At 59.2% G+C, this 15,604-nt stretch carries 28 protein-coding genes; all 28 read right to left on the bottom strand.

Going from position 1 to position 15,604, the window contains the following annotated elements; translation table 11 throughout:
- Window positions 1-66: 66 nt before the first annotated feature.
- Complete coding sequence (locus tag BGLCM_RS01905) at window positions 67-1,062, bottom strand: DNA-directed RNA polymerase subunit alpha (RefSeq protein WP_044084502.1); 996 nt, start codon at window positions 1,060-1,062, stop codon at window positions 67-69.
- Window positions 1,063-1,167: 105 nt separating this feature from the next.
- Window positions 1,168-1,566 (bottom strand): 30S ribosomal protein S11, encoded by a 399-nt coding sequence (rpsK, locus tag BGLCM_RS01910; protein ID WP_006295251.1) that lies wholly within the window; start codon window positions 1,564-1,566, stop codon window positions 1,168-1,170.
- A 95-nt stretch (window positions 1,567-1,661) separates the two neighbouring features.
- On the bottom strand, window positions 1,662-2,039 hold the full coding sequence (gene rpsM / locus BGLCM_RS01915; RefSeq protein ID WP_006295252.1) for a 30S ribosomal protein S13: 378 nt from the start codon (window positions 2,037-2,039) through the stop codon (window positions 1,662-1,664).
- 144 nt (window positions 2,040-2,183) lie between these two features.
- Window positions 2,184-2,297, bottom strand: coding sequence for a 50S ribosomal protein L36 (gene rpmJ, locus BGLCM_RS01920; protein ID WP_006295253.1), 114 nt, complete (start codon window positions 2,295-2,297; stop codon window positions 2,184-2,186).
- Between the two features lie 23 nt (window positions 2,298-2,320).
- Window positions 2,321-2,539, bottom strand: coding sequence for a translation initiation factor IF-1 (gene infA, locus BGLCM_RS01925; protein WP_006295254.1), 219 nt, complete (start codon window positions 2,537-2,539; stop codon window positions 2,321-2,323).
- A 247-nt stretch (window positions 2,540-2,786) separates the two neighbouring features.
- Window positions 2,787-3,362, bottom strand: coding sequence for an adenylate kinase (locus BGLCM_RS01930; RefSeq protein WP_044084596.1), 576 nt, complete (start codon window positions 3,360-3,362; stop codon window positions 2,787-2,789).
- Between the two features lie 235 nt (window positions 3,363-3,597).
- The gene (gene secY, locus BGLCM_RS01935) at window positions 3,598-4,944 is read right to left on the bottom strand and encodes a preprotein translocase subunit SecY (protein ID WP_044084505.1); all 1,347 of its coding nucleotides are present in this window, start codon (window positions 4,942-4,944) and stop codon (window positions 3,598-3,600) included.
- A 577-nt stretch (window positions 4,945-5,521) separates the two neighbouring features.
- The gene (gene rplO, locus BGLCM_RS01940; protein ID WP_006295258.1) at window positions 5,522-5,983 is read right to left on the bottom strand and encodes a 50S ribosomal protein L15; all 462 of its coding nucleotides are present in this window, start codon (window positions 5,981-5,983) and stop codon (window positions 5,522-5,524) included.
- 2 nt (window positions 5,984-5,985) lie between these two features.
- Window positions 5,986-6,168 carry a 50S ribosomal protein L30 gene (gene rpmD / locus BGLCM_RS01945; protein ID WP_006295259.1) on the bottom strand — a complete coding sequence of 61 codons (183 nt, stop codon included), beginning with the start codon at window positions 6,166-6,168 and terminating at the stop codon, window positions 5,986-5,988.
- Window positions 6,169-6,171: 3 nt separating this feature from the next.
- The gene (rpsE, locus tag BGLCM_RS01950) at window positions 6,172-6,894 is read right to left on the bottom strand and encodes a 30S ribosomal protein S5 (RefSeq protein WP_006295260.1); all 723 of its coding nucleotides are present in this window, start codon (window positions 6,892-6,894) and stop codon (window positions 6,172-6,174) included.
- Window positions 6,891-7,262, bottom strand: coding sequence for a 50S ribosomal protein L18 (rplR, locus tag BGLCM_RS01955; RefSeq protein ID WP_044084599.1), 372 nt, complete (start codon window positions 7,260-7,262; stop codon window positions 6,891-6,893). Before rplR ends, rpsE begins: the two co-directional genes overlap by 4 nt.
- A 2-nt stretch (window positions 7,263-7,264) precedes the next feature.
- On the bottom strand, window positions 7,265-7,804 hold the full coding sequence (gene rplF / locus BGLCM_RS01960; RefSeq protein WP_006295262.1) for a 50S ribosomal protein L6: 540 nt from the start codon (window positions 7,802-7,804) through the stop codon (window positions 7,265-7,267).
- Window positions 7,805-7,824: 20 nt separating this feature from the next.
- Window positions 7,825-8,223 carry a 30S ribosomal protein S8 gene (rpsH, locus tag BGLCM_RS01965; protein ID WP_006295263.1) on the bottom strand — a complete coding sequence of 133 codons (399 nt, stop codon included), beginning with the start codon at window positions 8,221-8,223 and terminating at the stop codon, window positions 7,825-7,827.
- 107 nt (window positions 8,224-8,330) lie between these two features.
- Window positions 8,331-8,516, bottom strand: coding sequence for a type Z 30S ribosomal protein S14 (locus BGLCM_RS01970; RefSeq protein WP_006295264.1), 186 nt, complete (start codon window positions 8,514-8,516; stop codon window positions 8,331-8,333).
- Window positions 8,517-8,518: 2 nt separating this feature from the next.
- Window positions 8,519-9,091 (bottom strand): 50S ribosomal protein L5, encoded by a 573-nt coding sequence (gene rplE, locus BGLCM_RS01975; protein WP_006295265.1) that lies wholly within the window; start codon window positions 9,089-9,091, stop codon window positions 8,519-8,521.
- Window positions 9,088-9,423 (bottom strand): 50S ribosomal protein L24, encoded by a 336-nt coding sequence (rplX, locus tag BGLCM_RS01980; RefSeq protein ID WP_006295266.1) that lies wholly within the window; start codon window positions 9,421-9,423, stop codon window positions 9,088-9,090. Before rplX ends, rplE begins: the two co-directional genes overlap by 4 nt.
- Complete coding sequence (gene rplN, locus BGLCM_RS01985) at window positions 9,424-9,792, bottom strand: 50S ribosomal protein L14 (RefSeq protein ID WP_006295267.1); 369 nt, start codon at window positions 9,790-9,792, stop codon at window positions 9,424-9,426. It abuts the gene before it with no gap.
- A 90-nt stretch (window positions 9,793-9,882) separates the two neighbouring features.
- On the bottom strand, window positions 9,883-10,143 hold the full coding sequence (rpsQ, locus tag BGLCM_RS01990) for a 30S ribosomal protein S17 (protein ID WP_006295268.1): 261 nt from the start codon (window positions 10,141-10,143) through the stop codon (window positions 9,883-9,885).
- A complete protein-coding gene (gene rpmC / locus BGLCM_RS01995) occupies window positions 10,143-10,400 on the bottom strand; it encodes a 50S ribosomal protein L29 (protein WP_006295269.1) in 258 nt (85 codons plus the stop codon). Before rpmC ends, rpsQ begins: the two co-directional genes overlap by 1 nt.
- The gene (gene rplP / locus BGLCM_RS02000; protein ID WP_006295270.1) at window positions 10,400-10,819 is read right to left on the bottom strand and encodes a 50S ribosomal protein L16; all 420 of its coding nucleotides are present in this window, start codon (window positions 10,817-10,819) and stop codon (window positions 10,400-10,402) included. The genes rpmC and rplP overlap by 1 nt, the downstream gene beginning before the upstream one ends.
- Window positions 10,820-10,826: 7 nt before the next feature.
- Window positions 10,827-11,642, bottom strand: coding sequence for a 30S ribosomal protein S3 (gene rpsC / locus BGLCM_RS02005; RefSeq protein ID WP_006295271.1), 816 nt, complete (start codon window positions 11,640-11,642; stop codon window positions 10,827-10,829).
- Window positions 11,643-11,644: 2 nt separating this feature from the next.
- Complete coding sequence (gene rplV, locus BGLCM_RS02010) at window positions 11,645-12,004, bottom strand: 50S ribosomal protein L22 (RefSeq protein WP_006295272.1); 360 nt, start codon at window positions 12,002-12,004, stop codon at window positions 11,645-11,647.
- Between the two features lie 16 nt (window positions 12,005-12,020).
- Window positions 12,021-12,299 carry a 30S ribosomal protein S19 gene (gene rpsS / locus BGLCM_RS02015; RefSeq protein ID WP_006295273.1) on the bottom strand — a complete coding sequence of 93 codons (279 nt, stop codon included), beginning with the start codon at window positions 12,297-12,299 and terminating at the stop codon, window positions 12,021-12,023.
- A gap of 15 nt (window positions 12,300-12,314) precedes the next feature.
- Window positions 12,315-13,145 (bottom strand): 50S ribosomal protein L2, encoded by an 831-nt coding sequence (rplB, locus tag BGLCM_RS02020; protein ID WP_006295274.1) that lies wholly within the window; start codon window positions 13,143-13,145, stop codon window positions 12,315-12,317.
- 36 nt (window positions 13,146-13,181) lie between these two features.
- On the bottom strand, window positions 13,182-13,478 hold the full coding sequence (gene rplW, locus BGLCM_RS02025) for a 50S ribosomal protein L23 (RefSeq protein WP_006295275.1): 297 nt from the start codon (window positions 13,476-13,478) through the stop codon (window positions 13,182-13,184).
- Between the two features lie 5 nt (window positions 13,479-13,483).
- The gene (rplD, locus tag BGLCM_RS02030; protein ID WP_006295276.1) at window positions 13,484-14,146 is read right to left on the bottom strand and encodes a 50S ribosomal protein L4; all 663 of its coding nucleotides are present in this window, start codon (window positions 14,144-14,146) and stop codon (window positions 13,484-13,486) included.
- A gap of 5 nt (window positions 14,147-14,151) precedes the next feature.
- Complete coding sequence (rplC, locus tag BGLCM_RS02035; RefSeq protein ID WP_006295277.1) at window positions 14,152-14,802, bottom strand: 50S ribosomal protein L3; 651 nt, start codon at window positions 14,800-14,802, stop codon at window positions 14,152-14,154.
- Between the two features lie 17 nt (window positions 14,803-14,819).
- Window positions 14,820-15,128 carry a 30S ribosomal protein S10 gene (gene rpsJ / locus BGLCM_RS02040; RefSeq protein ID WP_006295278.1) on the bottom strand — a complete coding sequence of 103 codons (309 nt, stop codon included), beginning with the start codon at window positions 15,126-15,128 and terminating at the stop codon, window positions 14,820-14,822.
- Between the last annotated feature and the right edge of the window lie 476 nt (window positions 15,129-15,604).

The raw sequence follows: 15,604 nt of genomic DNA on the forward strand, positions 1-15,604 counted from the left end.
AGGATCCGGGTGGGCATTTGCCCGAACATCCGAATCCTTACCGGCTACTTCACATTAGGATGGCGATCACTCGTCTTCAGGCGAGAAGAACGTGCCACCCTCAAGGTTGGTGGTATCGAAGCCCAGCGGCGAAGCCTTCAACGAGAGGCCCAAAGACTGGAGCTTCTCCTTGACTTCGTCAATCGACTTCATACCGAAATTACGGATGTCGAGCAGATCCTGCTCGTTGTGCGCGACCAGCTCACCGACCGTGTGGATGCCTTCACGCTTAAGGCAGTTGTAGCTGCGCTGCGTGAGGTTCAGGTCCTCGATCGGAACGGCCAGTTCGGGGTTGGTTTCCTCCACAACGGGAGCCGGGCCGACCTCGACGCCTTCAGCCTGCATGTTGAGCTCACGGCACAGGCCGAAGAGCTCCACAAGCGTCGAACCTGCGGATGCCACAGCATCACGCGGGGAAATGGCTGGCTTGGTCTCTACATCCAGGATGAGCTTGTCGAAGTCCGTGCGCTGTTCCACACGCGTGGCCTCAACCTTGTAGCTCACCTTGAGCACTGGGGAGTAGATGGAATCAACCGGAATGCGGCCGATTTCATCGCTGTCCTGCTTATTCATCTGCGCGGGCACGTAACCGCGGCCGCGTTCGACGGTGAACTCGATTTCCAGTTCGCCATCTTCGGCGAGCGACGCGATGTGCATCTCCGGGTTGGCGATGGTGATGCCGGCCGGCGGGGTGATATCCCCGGCGGTGGCTTCGCCCTTGCCGCTCTTACGCAGATACATGACCACGGGCTCGTCGTATTCGCTGGTGAGCACGATGCCCTTGATGTTCAGCAGAATCTCAGTGACGTCCTCTTCGACCCCGGGCAGAGCGGTGAACTCATGCAGGGCGCCGGAGATACGCACCGAAGTCACTGCGGCACCCGGAATCGAGCTGAGCAGAGTACGGCGAAGCGAGTTGCCAAGCGTGTAGCCGAAACCCGGCTCGAGCGGCTCGATGACGAAACGGGAGCGCTGTGGGGTGATGGATTCCTCGGTAAGTGTCGGACGCTGTGCGATAAGCACTGTGGTTATCCTTTCAGCTTCGGACCCTCGGTGCACTGCAATGAAAACATATGCGTGCACCCATCGGTCTCAAGCGGCTTTGACGGATGAATAATGTTGTAGTGCTCAGACGCGGCGACGCTTTGGAGGACGAACGCCGTTGAATGCGACTGGTGTCACGTCGGTGATGGAACCGACTTCGAGACCGGCGGACTGCAGGGAACGGATAGCGGTTTCACGACCGGAACCCGGGCCCTTCACAAACACATCGACCTTCTTGACGCCGTGTTCCATGGCCTTGCGGGCCGCGGACTCGGCTGCCATGCCGGCAGCGTACGGCGTGGACTTACGCGAGCCCTTGAAGCCGACATCGCCACCGGACGCCCAGGACACAACTGCGCCGGACGGATCAGTGATCGAGATGATGGTGTTGTTGAACGTAGACTTGATGTGCGCCTGCCCAACCGGGACCGACTTGCGGTCGCGGCGACGCGGCTTGCGCGCAGCTTGCTTTTGAGCTGCCATGAACCCTCGTTTCCTAAATAACGAATCAGTTGGTTATTTGAAATGTCGCGGCGATGCGGACTGTCATAATCCGCGTGGCCGTGACGCGTCACCAATTACTTGGTGGCCTTCTTCTTTCCGGCGACCGTGCGCTTCGGGCCCTTGCGGGTACGAGCGTTGGTCTTGGTGCGCTGGCCGCGCACAGGAAGGCCCCTACGATGACGCAGGCCCTGGTAGCAATTGATCTGAATCTTGCGACGAATGTCCGCATCGATTTCACGACGCAGATCGCCCTCGATCTTGTAGTTCGACTCGAGGTAATCACGCAGCGTGATCAGCTGCTCGTCGGTCAGATCCTTGACGCGCGTATCGGGATTGATACCAGTAGCGGCAAGGGTTTCCTTTGCACGAGTGCGGCCCACACCGAAGATGTAGGTGAGCGCGATCTCGATGCGCTTGTCATTGGGGATGTCGACTCCGGCAAGACGTGCCATTGCGAATTCCTTCTGCTTCTCGCAGGTTTCGCACCGAGCCCTCCGGTTGTACCGGCCCGGGCCTGCGGTCCCGGGGTTCAGACCTCACCGCAATCGGCTTGGTCTGTGGCTTAGTGCCTTATCTATTCTCCGCTGGAGGTCTGCTCAGCCCTGACGCTGCTTGTGGCGAGGGTTGGTGCAGATCACCATGACGCGGCCGTGACGACGGATCACGCGACAATTTTCGCAGATCTTCTTCACGCTTGGGCTGACCTTCATGGTTTTCCTTTGCTGTTGTACCTTTACTTGTAACGGTACGTAATACGACCACGGTTCAGGTCGTATGGGCTCATTTCGAGCACCACGCGATCCTGCGGCAGAATGCGGATGTAATTCTTCCTCATCTTGCCGGAGATGGTGGCAAGCACGATGTGCTTATTCTCAAGCTGTACGCGGAACATTGCGTTCGGCAACGCTTCCACTACCTGTCCTTCGACTTCAATCACACCGTCTTTTGCCATGAGTCTCGATTCCGTTCATAGGTCGATTACCGCATGTATCCGAAGACACACCAACTTGCAAGAATACACAACCGTATCGATGGATGGCTCTTCGGCGTGTCGCATTAGTTGATTCACTATACTCATTGGGCTTCGCACGCCGCCCCACTCCCCCCAGATTCAACGGTGTCTCCCCGTTTTGCCCATATAACAAGCCGGTCCCTGCCATGCTTGGCAGGGACCGGCTTGTATCCGCGGTATGCGTCGCTCAGTCAGCGCGCTTTTCGTTGAGCTTCTCGATGATCGTCTTCGAGATCTCGTCAATGTCGCCCACGCCATCGAACGCCAGCAGCAGGCCGCGCTCACGGTAGATGTTCAGCAGCGGAGCCGTTTCCTTCTCGTAGGTCTCCAGACGCTTGGCGATGACTTCAGGCGTGTCGTCCGAACGTCCCTGCTCGGCTGCGCGCTTCTGCATGCGCTCCATCAGCACGTCACGGTCGGCTTCGAGCGCCACGACGGCGTCGAGTTCGACGCCGAGCTCTTCGAGCATCACGTCGAGCGCGGCCACCTGGGAAGCGTTGCGCGGGTATCCGTCGAGAATCCAGCCGTTCTTCGCGTCGTCCATGGCCAGACGGTCCTTGACAATCTTGTTCGTCAGTTCATCGGGAACCAGCTCGCCCTTGTCGGTGTATGCCAGCGCTTCCTTGCCCAGCTCGGTCTGGTTCTTGATGTTGTAACGGAAAATGTCGCCCGTGGAGATGGCCGGGATTTCGTAGTGCTCGCTCAGCAGAGCCGCTTGCGTTCCCTTACCCACGCCCTGGGGTCCCATGATCAGCAGACGCATGGTGTGTCCTTTCTTGATGATGTTGATTTCTGTACGTCGCAACATCGCTCAATCTACGCCAACCTCTGCCCACCATACTGTCAATGCGGCACCGTTGTTCGCGATGCGAAGCACGCATATGCCTATGCGGCGTATCGGGTTATAGAGACGCGGTGCATGGGGGTATGAAAAGAGCCAGCAGGTTGGCGGAAATAATCCGTCAAACCTGCTGGCTGAAGTTGCAGCTCAGGCGAGGTCAGGCGATGGCCTTGCCTTCCTTATGCTCCATGTTGTCGAACAGGAAGCCGGCGTACTGATACTGCTCGGTCTGAGCCTTGGCCTGACGCAGCGTATCGAGGCCGACGCCTGCGATGATCAGGATCGTGGTGCCGCCGAACGGCAGTGCCGTGTTGAGCTTGAGCGCCATGATCAGCACAGTCGGGATCAACGCGACGAACAGCAAGTAAACGGCGCCAACCGTGTTCAGACGGTTGATCACGTACTTGAGATAGCGGGCCGTGGCGTTGCCGGCGCGGATGCCGGGGATGAAGCCGCCGTACTGCTTCATGTTGTCAGCGGTCTCGTCGGGGTTGAACGTGATCTCCGTGTAGAAGAAGCAGAAGAACACGATCATCAGCGCGTAGAGCACGATGTACCACACGCTCGTGGTGTTGGCGAGATTGCTGTTGATCCACTTGACCCAGGACTGCTCGGCATTGCCGAACTGAGCGATAAGCGTCGGGATCGCGAGGATCGACGAAGCGAAGATCGGCGGGATAACGCCAGACATGTTGACCTTGAGCGGCAGGTAGGTGGATGAACCGCCATACATCTTGCGGCCGATCATGCGGCGCGTGTACTGCACGGGGATGCGACGCTGCGAAAGCTCAACGTAGACGACGAAGATCATGATGACGAGCAGCACGCCGGTGACCACACCGAACTTGAACCAGTCGCCGTTGGTGCCGTTCGTGCCCCAACCGATCTGCCACAGCTGCGGAAGGAATCCCGAGCAGATGGACAGGAAGATCAAGATCGACATGCCCTGGCCGATGCCCTTGTCGGTGATCAACTCGGCCATCCACATGATCAGGCCCGTGCCACCAGTCATGATCAGAATCATGACGATCAGGTTCCAAACGGAGCCGTCCGGGATCACCTGCGAGCACTGGTAGTTGAACAGCGCGCCTGAGCGGGCCGTGACGATGATTGTTGTGGACTGCAGCACAGCCAGACCGATTGTCAAGTAACGCGTGTACTGCGTGAGCTTGGCCTCGCCTGACTGGCCTTCCTTGTGCAGCGCTTCGAAACGCGGGATGACCACGCGCAGCAGCTGCACGACGATGGATGCCGTGATATAGGGCATCACACCGAGCGCGAAGATCGAAAGCTGCAGCATGGCGCCTCCCGAGAACAGGTTGACGAGTCCGATGAAGTTCTCGGCATTGTTCGTGGTGTTGGCCACGCAATCATGCACAACTTTCTCGTCGACACCTGGCGTCGGGATGAATGAGCCGATGCGGTAAATAATGATGATGCCAAGCACGAAGAGGATCTTGTTCCTCAACTCCTTGGTCCGAAAGGCCTGGATTAACGTCCTCACCTTGAGTTCCCTCCAATTAGCATGTGTGTACTCGCACACGTGAAATCACACTCTAGCGCTTGAGTTTATCCCACAGCCCATACGTTGGCTAGCGTTGTGGAGCCAATCCCCCCCATATATGAACAAAATGCACATAATTCGCCCCATCGATGATGCTGATTGCATGGTATTCGGGGGCGTAAAGCGGTATTGGGAGCGGCTGCTGCGCGATAGCAAGCGCGATAAAGCGCGATAGCAACGATGGAAAGCAGTGTGAAGCGGGAGTGAAAGCGGTCCGCAACGATACAGCGAGATCTTAGAGCGGTCAGAGCGGTCGCGGTCAGAGCGGTCAGAGCAGTCTAGAACGATATTGCAAGCGGGCCGCAGTGGGATAGAAGCCGGGTTATGCCGGGATATGGAGCCGGGATATGCCGGGATTTGAAGCTGAAATATAGGGATGTAGGCACATAGCAACGATCCCGCCCGGATGAACATCCGAACGGGATCGTGCATGCATGCTCGTCTTACAGCGTTGCTGATGCCGACTCACCACAGTGATGCCGGATCAGCGATCAGGCTGGAAGACGGGCGGGAGCCTTCAGTCCTCAGAGACGGAGCCGCCAGCGGCTTCGATCTTGGCCTTGGCGGAAGCGGAAGCCTTCACACCCTTGATGGTGAAAGCAACCGTCGTCTCGCCGTCACCCAGCACCTTGACGGGCTGGTTGGCACGCACAGCGCCCTTGGCCACGAGGTCGGCAACGGTGATCTCGCCACCCTGCGGGAACAGTTCCGCGAGAGTTGCGATGTTGACCACCTGATACACCTTCTTGAACGGGCTCTTGAAGCCACGCAGCTTCGGCAGGCGCATGTACAGCGGCAGCTGGCCACCTTCGAAGCCAGGACGAACCTGGTAACGCTTCTTGGTGCCCTTGTCGCCACGGCCCGAGGTCTTACCCTTGGAGCCTTCACCACGGCCGACGCGGATGCGGTCCTTGTTCGCACCCGGAGCCGGACGGAGGTCATGCATCTGCAGGATTGTGGTCTCTTCTTCAGTAGCCATAATCAGTCTGCCTCCTCAACGGTGACCAGGTGACGCACGACCTGAATCAGGCCGCGGGTCTGCGAATTGTCTTCACGGATCGTGCTCTGGCCGATCTTACGAAGGGCGAGAGTCTGCACCGTCGCACGCTGCTTGGGGTTGGCACCGCAAACACCGTGGACGAGCGTGATCTTGAGCTTTGCCATTTATCACTCACCATCCTTAGCGGCAGCCTTGGCGGCGGCCTCTTCACGGGCCTTGGCAGCCTCGGCGATGCCCTTGGCGCGAGCACGCAGCAGAGCGTCCGGAGTGACTTCCTGGACGGTCATGCCACGACGGGCAGCGATCTCTTCAGGAGCTTCGAGCTGCTTCAAGGCGTCGACGGTAGCACGCACCACGTTGACAGCCGTGGCGGAGCCCATGGACTTCGTCAGGACGTCGGTGATGCCGGCGCATTCCATGACGGCGCGCACTGCGCCGCCGGCGATAACGCCCGTACCGGGAGCGGCCGGACGCAGCAGGACGGTACCTGCGTGGTCATGGCCGGTGACCGGGTGGGTCACGGTGCCACGGATGCGCGGCACGGTGAACATGTGCTTCTTGGCGTCGAGCTGGCCCTTGGCGATAGCTGCAGGGACCTCACGGGACTTGCCGTAGCCAACACCAACGGTGCCATTGCCGTCACCAACAACGACGAGAGCTGCGAAGCTGAACGTACGACCACCCTTGTGCGTCTTGGACACACGGTTGATGGTCACCACGCGGTCGAGCATCTCGTCGCGGTTTTCTTCGCGACGATCGCGGTTGCGGCCACGACGGCCTTCGCCACGCTGACCACGACGGCTCTTGCGGTCGTCGTTGCCGGCCTGCGCGGTTGCCTGAGTGTTCTCAGTTTCTTCAGCCACTTGGGTTTCCTTTTCGTTGTCGCTCACAGTGCCAGACCTCCCTCGCGGGCGCCTTCAGCGACAGCTGCGACGCGACCATGGTACATGTTGCCGCCACGATCAAACACGACCGTGGTGATGCCGGCTTCGAGCGCCTTCTTGGCGATCATTTCGCCGACCTTGTGGGCAGCCTCAGTCTTGGTGCCCTTGAAGTCACCAAAGTCGTTCATCAGCGTGGACTCGGAGACGAGCGTGATGCCCTTCGTGTCGTCGACAATCTGGGCAACCATGTGACGGTTGGAACGGGTGACCACCAGACGCGGCATCTCAGGGGTGCCGTTGATGTGCTTGCGGATACGGGCGTGACGGCGCTTGAGAGCGACCTTCTTGCCCTTGCCGAAAATCTTAACGCTCATGATCACTTACCAGCCTTTCCAGCCTTGCGGAGGATGCGCTCATCAGAGTACTTGATGCCCTTGCCCTTGTAGGGTTCCGGAGCACGAAGCTTGCGGATGTTTGCAGCAGCCTGGCCGACGGCCTGCTTGTCGGTGCCCTTGACGATCACGGTGTTCGGGTTCGGGACCTCGAACGTGATGCCCTCCGGGGGCTCAACCGTGATGGTGTGCGAGTAACCGAGCGAGAACTCGATGCCCTTGCCCTTCATCTGGGCACGGTAACCGGTGCCGACAATCTCGAGCTGCTTCGAGTAACCCTCGTGCACACCCTTGATCATCGAAGCCACGATGGCGCGAGCCAGACCGTGCTTTGCACGCGTCGGACGCTCATCGTTTTCAGGAACGAGCACAACTTCGTTGTTCTCGACCTGGGCCGTGATGCCCTGAGGAATCACATAGGAGTCAGAGCCCTTGGGGCCCTTCACCGAGAAATCCTGACCGTTGATAGTGACTTCCACGCCTGCCGGAATGGCGACAGGGAGCTTACCGATATGCGATGCCATAGTTCTTCAGCTCTCCTTTCTCACCACACGAAGGCGACGATTTCGCCACCAATGCCTCGGTCGAGGCATTCCTTCTGAGTCAACAATCCCGAGCTCGTCGAGATGATAGCGATACCGAGACCACCGAGCGGCATCGGCAGAGCATCGGACTTTGCGTAGCGACGCAGGCCCGGCTTCGAGATGCGCTTGATGCCCTGGATTGCACGCTCACCATGGTTGCCATACTTGAGCGTGATCTCAAGAGTCTGGCCGACGCGGGCTTCCTTGGCGGTGAAGTCTTCGATGTAGCCTTCACGCTTGAGGATCTCAGCGATGTTCTTCTTGAACTTCGAGTACGGCATGTCCACGGTTTCGTGCTTTGCCGCGCTCGCGTTACGCAGACGCGTAAGCATATCTGCGATTGGATCTGTCATAGTCATTTTGGGCTAACGCCCTTTCTCGCCGTGGTTTCCGCCGCCCATTGGTGCGAGATTCCCGAAATGTCGGGTCTCTCGCACCTTAAGCCGCGGACCTTCAGCGGTTCAATTTACCAACTGGACTTAGTGACGCCGGGCAGTTCGCCTGCATGAGCCTTGTTGCGCAGGCAGATGCGGCACAGGCCGAACTTGCGATAGACGGAGTGGGGACGGCCGCAAACCTGGCAACGCGTGTAGGCGCGCACCTTGAACTTTGGCTTGCGGGCAGCCTTCACCTTAAGACAAGTTTTTGCCATTTTCAGTTCTCCTTGAACGGGAAGCCAAGGGCCTTGAGCAGCGCGTAAGCTTCCTCATCATTCTTGGTGCTGGTCACCACGCTGATGTCCATACCACGCTGGTGGTCGATGGAATCCGGATCGATCTCGTGGAACATGGACTGCTCAGTCAGACCGAAGTTGTAGTTGCCCTGACCGTCGAACTGGTGGCCGTTGATACCGCGGAAATCGCGGATACGCGGCAGAGCCAGCGTCAGCAGACGATCGAGGAATTCCCACATGCGGTCACCGCGAAGCGTGACGAAGCAACCGATGGCCTGGCCTTCGCGCAGATGGAACTGAGCGACGGACTTCTTGGCCTTCGTGATCTTCGGCTTCTGGCCGGTGATGGCGGTCAGGTCGCGCACAGCGCCTTCAATGAGCTTGGAGTCGCGGGCAGCGGCGCCAACGCCCATGGAGACAACGACCTTCTCCACACGGGGGATCATCATCGGGTTGTCGTGATGGAACTTCTTCTCGAGCTCCGGGACGATGACCTCGTTGTACTGGGTCTTCAGGCGAGGAGTCTGAGGTGCTTCGACTGTGGTGTCGCTCATGCCAGCTCCTTTCCGGACTTCTTGGCCACGCGCACGCGCACGGTCTTGACCTTGCCGTCACGAGCCTCTTGCTTAACGATGACGCCAACACGCGTTGGTTCGTTGGTCTCAGGGTCGAGAAGCATCACGTTGGAACGATGGATCGGAGCCTCAGTGGCCACGATGCCGGACTGCTGACCCTGCTGGGTGGCGCGCACGTGCTTCTTGACGATCTGCACGCCCTCAACGATCAGACGATCATTCTTGAGCACGCGAAGCACCTTGCCATCCTTGCCACGGTCCTTGCCGCGGATGACGCGGACCATATCTCCGCTCTTGATCTTTGCTACCACTCAGATCACCTCCGGAGCGAGGGACACGATGCGCATGAAGCGCTTGTCGCGCAATTCACGGCCGACGGGTCCGAAAATACGAGTGCCCTTGGGTTCACGGCCGGAGCCGAGAATCACAGCGGCGTTCTCGTCGAACTTGATGTAGGAACCATCAGTGCGACGGTGCTCCTTGACAGTACGGACGACGACAGCCTTGACGACGTCGCCCTTCTTGACCGACCCGCCAGGGATTGCATCCTTGACGGAGGCGACAATCACGTCGCCGATGCCGGCATAGCGTCGCTTCGATCCGCCGAGCACGCGGATGGCGAGGAGTTCCTTCGCACCCGTGTTGTCGGCGACATGAAGCCGCGTTTCCTGCTGAATCATTGATTCTCCTTAGCCGAGCTGGTTCTCCCCACACACCCGGCCCAGCCAAAATGACCGGGTCGGTGTGTGGGAAGCCTTGCCGAACTGTTATTACTTAGCGCGCTCGATAATCGTATCGAGACGCCAACGCTTGGTCTTGCTCAGTGGACGAGTCTCCATGATACTCACGAGGTCGCCAACGTGGGCATCATTGTGTTCGTCATGAACCTTGACCGTGCGAGTGGAACGAACGACCTTGCCATACAGCGGGTGGGTCGAACGCTGCTCGAGCTCAACCGAGATCGTCTTGTCCATCTTGTCGGACACGACATAACCGCGGCGAACCTTGCGGAAATTACGCTCTTCAGCCATTACTTCTCCTCAGCCTTCGATTCGGTCGCCTCCGGAGCCTGGCTGATGCCAAGCTCGCGCTCGCGCAGAACAGTGTACATCCTGGCGATGTCACGCTTGACCGCCTTGATGCGTGCGGTGTTCTCGAGCTGACCGGTCGCGTGCTGGAAGCGCAGGTTGAACAGCTCTTCCTTCGACTTCTTGAGGAAGTCCTCGATTTCCGCGTTGGTCTTCTCGTTCAGATTCTTGATGGAATACTCTGCAGTTCCGACTGACATCAGATGTCACCGCCTTCACGAGCAATAACACGGCACTTCATCGGGAGCTTGTCGATTGCGCGGCGCAGAGCCTCGCGAGCGACTTCCTCAGAAACGCCACCGATTTCGAACATCACACGACCGGGGTGGATATTGGCAATCCAGAACTCCGGTGCGCCCTTACCGGAACCCATTCGGGCGCCGAGCGGGTGCTTGGTCAGCGGGCGGTCAGGGAAGATCGTGATCCACACACGACCACCACGCTTGATGTAACGCGTCATGGCGATACGAGCAGCCTCGATCTGCCGGTTGGTCACATAAGCAGGTGCCAGGGCCTGGATACCGAAATCGCCGAAAGCGATCTGGTTGCCACCCTTGGACATGCCGTGGCGGTCCGGACGGTGCTGCTTACGATATTTGGTCCTCTTTGGGATAAGCATCTTGGGCTCACTCCTTCGTTTCCGTTGCGGCAGGCGCGGCGGCGGCCTCGGCTGCTGGAGCCTCGGTTGCTGCGTTGTTCTGCTGACGCTGAGCACCACGGTTGCCACCACGACGCTGGCGGCGGTCACCGCGACGGCCCTGGCGGTTGTTGTTCTGCTGGGCCTGCTGCTCTTCGAACTCACGTTCCGTCATGTCGCCCTTGTAGATCCACACCTTGACGCCAATGCGGCCGTAGGTGGTCTTGGCCTCGAAGAAGCCATAATCAATCAGAGCGCGCAGGGTCTGCAGCGGGACGCGACCCTCACGATAGAACTCGGAACGGCTCATTTCGGCGCCACCAAGGCGGCCGGAGAGCTTGATACGGATACCCTTGGCACCGGCGCGCATGGCATCCTGCTGAGCCTTACGCATGGCGCGACGGAACGTCACGCGGTTCGTAAGCTGCTCGGCGATGCCCTGAGCGACGAGCTGGGCGTCGAGTGCAGGGTTCTTCACCTCATAGATGTTGAGCTGAACCTGCTTGCCCGTGAGCTTCTCGAGCTTGGCGCGAACGCGCTCGGCCTCGGCGCCGCGGCGACCGATGACGATGCCCGGACGAGCCGTGTGGATGTCCACGCGGACGCGATCGCGGGTGCGTTCGATGATGATGCGGGACACGCCCGCACGCTCGAGATCCTTGCTCATGGCCTTGCGGATCTTGTCGTCCTCAAGCACGAAGTCGCGGTAACGCTCACCCGGCTTGTTGGAGTCGGAGAACCACTTGGAACGATGGTCCTCAGTGATGCCCAGGCGATAGCCGAAGGGATTAATCTTCTGACCCATCTTTAGCGGTCTCCTTCCTTATTCGCGACGACGACCGTGATGTGCGCCGTACGCTTGTTGATGCGTCCAGCGCGGCCCTGTGCACGAGCGCGGAAACGCTTGAGCGTTACGCCTTCGTCCACATAGGTCTCCTTGATGACCAGGTCGTTCTCGCGGAACGCCTCGCCGGCCTTGTCGGCCTTGAAGCGTGCGTTGGCGATTGCGCTCTGCAGGACCTTGAGCACGGGCTCAGAGGCGGCCTGAGGTGCGAACTTGAGAATGGTGATGGCTTCGGTCGCCTTCTTGCCTCGGATGAGGTTGACCATGCGGCGAGCCTTGCGCGGCGTCACGCGGACGTGACGAGCGATTGCCTTTGCTTCCATGTGTCTTTACTCTCCTTTAGCGGCGCGACTTCTTGTCGTCCTTCACGTGACCCTTGAAGGTCTTCGTGGGGGCGAACTCACCAAGCTTGTGGCCAACCATGGCCTCGGTGACGAACACCGGGACATGCTTGCGGCCATCGTGGACGGCGAAGGTATGTCCGATGAAATCAGGGGTGATCATCGAACGACGCGACCACGTCTTGATGACGTTGTGCGTGCCCTTCTCATTTTGCTCGTCGACTTTCTTCTGCAGGTGGGCGTCGACGAAGGGGCCCTTCTTGATGCTACGAGTCATCTGACCGACACTCCCTTACTTGCGGTTCTTGCCATTAGGACGACGACGAACAATCATCTTGTTCGAAGCCTTCTTCGGACGACGAGTACGAACCTCGCCCTTGCCCCACGGGCTGACCGGCGGCTTGCCACCGCGGGTACGACCGCCATGCGGGTGATCGACAGGGTTCATGGACTCACCACGGGTGATCGGGCGCTTGCCCATCCAACGTGCACGACCGGCCTTGCCGAGCATGATGTTGGCGTGATCGGAGTTGCCGACCTCACCAACGGTGGCGCGGCAGCGAGCGTCCACGTTGCGGATTTCGCCGGACGGCATACGCAGCTGGGCGTACATGCCATCCTTGGCGACGAGCTGCACGGCGGCACCGGCGGAACGCGCGATCTTGGCGCCACCCAGGGGGCGCAGCTCGATGGCGTGCACGATGGTACCGGTCGGGATGTTGCGCAGCGGCAGGTTGTTGCCGGGCTTGATGTCGGCGTTCGGACCCGTTTCGATGGTGTCGCCCTGCTTCACGCCCTCCGGGGCGATGATGTAGCGCTTCTCACCATCTGCGTAGTGCAGGAGGGCGATGCGAGCGGAGCGGTTCGGATCGTACTCGATCTGAGCCACGGTTGCGGGCACGCCATCCTTGTCCCAACGACGGAAATCGATGAGACGGTACTGACGCTTGTGACCGCCGCCACGATGGCGGGAGGTCATGCGGCCATAGCTGTTGCGGCCGCCAGTTTTGCTGAGCTTGCGTACCAGCGACTTCTCAGGCGTGGAACGGGTCAGCTCGGAGAAGTCCGAGACAGACGCGTTACGGCGGCCTGCAGTCGTCGGCTTATAAACGCGGATAGCCATAATCTAGTTCTTCCTTTAACTTTTCTCGGCTAACCTTCAGTTACCGAAGATGTCGATCGACTGACCCTCTGCCACAGTCACGATTGCGCGCTTCTCATTGTTGCGCTGGCCGTAACCGTTGCGGGTGCGCTGGCGCTTGCCCTTGCGGTTGAGGGTGTTGACGTTCGTCACCTTGACCTTGAAGATCTCCTCAATTGCCTGCTTGATCTGCACCTTGTTGGCATCGGGGGCCACCACGAACGTGTACTGGCCACGATCGGAGAGTGCATAGCTCTTCTCAGAGACGACAGGCTTGAGAATGATGTCGTATGCGGGCTTGTGAATTGCGACCATGGAAATCAGGCCTCCTTAACTGCCGGCTCGACCTTGGCCTCAAGGAAAGCTTCGTAACCTTCCTTGGAGAAGACCACGTACTGAGCGGTGACCACGTCGTACGTGTTGAGCTGATCAGCGAAAATCGGGTGCACAGTCGGGATGTTGCGAACGGACAGCCATTCGTTGATATTGTCGCGAGAGAGCACCACGGTGGTGAACTTGTTTTCGGTGATCGGGTTCAGAGCGGCCAGGGCCTTCTTCGTGGACGGCTCGGTGATACCGAAGTCGACCACTGCCACACGACCGTTGTTGGCGCGATCAGACAGGACGTAGCGCAGAGCTGCGGCCTTCATCTTCTTGGGCGTGCGCTGGCTGTAGTCACGCGGCTGCGGTCCGAAGACCGTGCCACCGTGGTACCACTGAGGAGCGCGGATCGAGCCCTGACGAGCACGGCCGGTGCCCTTCTGCTTCCAAGGCTTGCGGCCACCGCCGGAAACCATGCCACGGGTCTTGGTGGCGTGGGTGCCCTGGCGACGGGCGGCGAGCTGGGCGTTGACGACCTGGTGGATCAGCGGCACGTGGGCATGAACTTCTTCAGCAGTGAAGCCGAAGACCTCAGCCGGAGCCTCGATCGTGCCAGTGGCGTTGCCCTGGTTATCAGTGACGTTCAGAGTTACGTTTGCCATCTAAATCAGGCTCCCTTCACTGCCGAACGGACGAGGACGATGCCACCCTTAGGACCAGGAATGGCGCCCTTGACGGCGATGATGCCGTTTTCGACATCCGACGACATGATGGTCAGGTTCAGCACGGTGTTGGTGTCGTGACCCATGCGGCCAGCCATACGCTTGCCCTTGAGGATGCGGCTCGGCGTGGCGCATGCGCCAACAGAACCTGGACGACGTTCGTTCTTGTGCGAACCGTGCGTACGACGATAGGACTTGAAGCCCCAACGCTTGATGGTGCCGGCGAAGCCCTTGCCCTTGGTGGTGCCGGTCACGTCGACCTGCACGCCTTCAGGGAAGAGTTCAGCGGTCAGTTCCTGACCCGGCTCGAACTCTGCGACGTTCTCGGTGCGCACCTCGGCGAGGTGACGACGCGGAGTCACGCCAGCCTTGGCGAAGTGACCAGCCATCGGCTTGGTGATCTTCGTCGGATCGGCCTGGCCGTAGCCAAGCTGGACGGCGTTGTAGCCGTCGGTCTCCTCGGTCTTGACAGCCGTCACGACGTTGGTGGAGACATCAATCAGGGTCACAGGAATGAAGAAACCGTTCTCATCCCAGACCTGCGACATGCCGAGCTTCTTGCCCAACAGCGCGGTGCGATTTGCTTTCTGCTGCATTGCGGTTCCCTCCTCCCTCAGAGCTTGATCTCGATGTTGACATCTGCGGGCAGATCAATATGCATCAGGGAGTCCACGGCCTTCGGGGTCGGGTCCACAATGTCGATGAGGCGCTTATGAGTGCGCATCTCGAAATGCTCGCGAGAATCCTTGTACTTGTGAGGAGAACGGATGACAACATACACGTTCTTCTCCGTCGGGAGCGGAACCGGGCCAACCACAGTTGCGCCCGCGTTCGTCACCGTTTCGACGATCTTCTTCGCCGATTGGTCGATGACCTCATGGTCATAGGACTTAAGCCTGATGCGGATTTTCTGTCCCGCCATTGCCTTCCGCCCTTTCTAGCGATTTCTATTTACTGTTTACCAACCTGCTTCAAGGGCACCGGCGGCCAACCGCGTCAGGGCATAAACCACCCGCGGTTTCCACATCAGTGCGCACCCATGCAAAGACCCGCGTGCTGCGGGTCCAATCATGTTGCGCTCGCTTTTTCAATTCCAATTTGCGAGCCTCAAATCAGGCAACTGTCTTATTCAACCATTTGGGGTGGTCATACGTAATCCGGGCGTGTCGCGCTCCAACAGCTTGCCCGTAATGGCCACAGACTCCAAAAGGAAAGCCGGCTACTTGCGTAGCCGGCCAGGAATGGATGGACTCACGACAGGTAAGGCAACAAGCCCTTGGAGGATGCGTGTTCCATCCGCCGGCATCAGACGGTGAGGCATCCGATGCCGTAGCCGGCAGCAACCTTCACAGGTCCGCACATCCGGCACAGTTGGAAAATCAGTTGAAACTCAACATT

This window comes from Bifidobacterium gallicum DSM 20093 = LMG 11596, from assembly GCF_000741205.1.
Lineage (GTDB): Bacteria > Actinomycetota > Actinomycetes > Actinomycetales > Bifidobacteriaceae > Bifidobacterium > Bifidobacterium gallicum.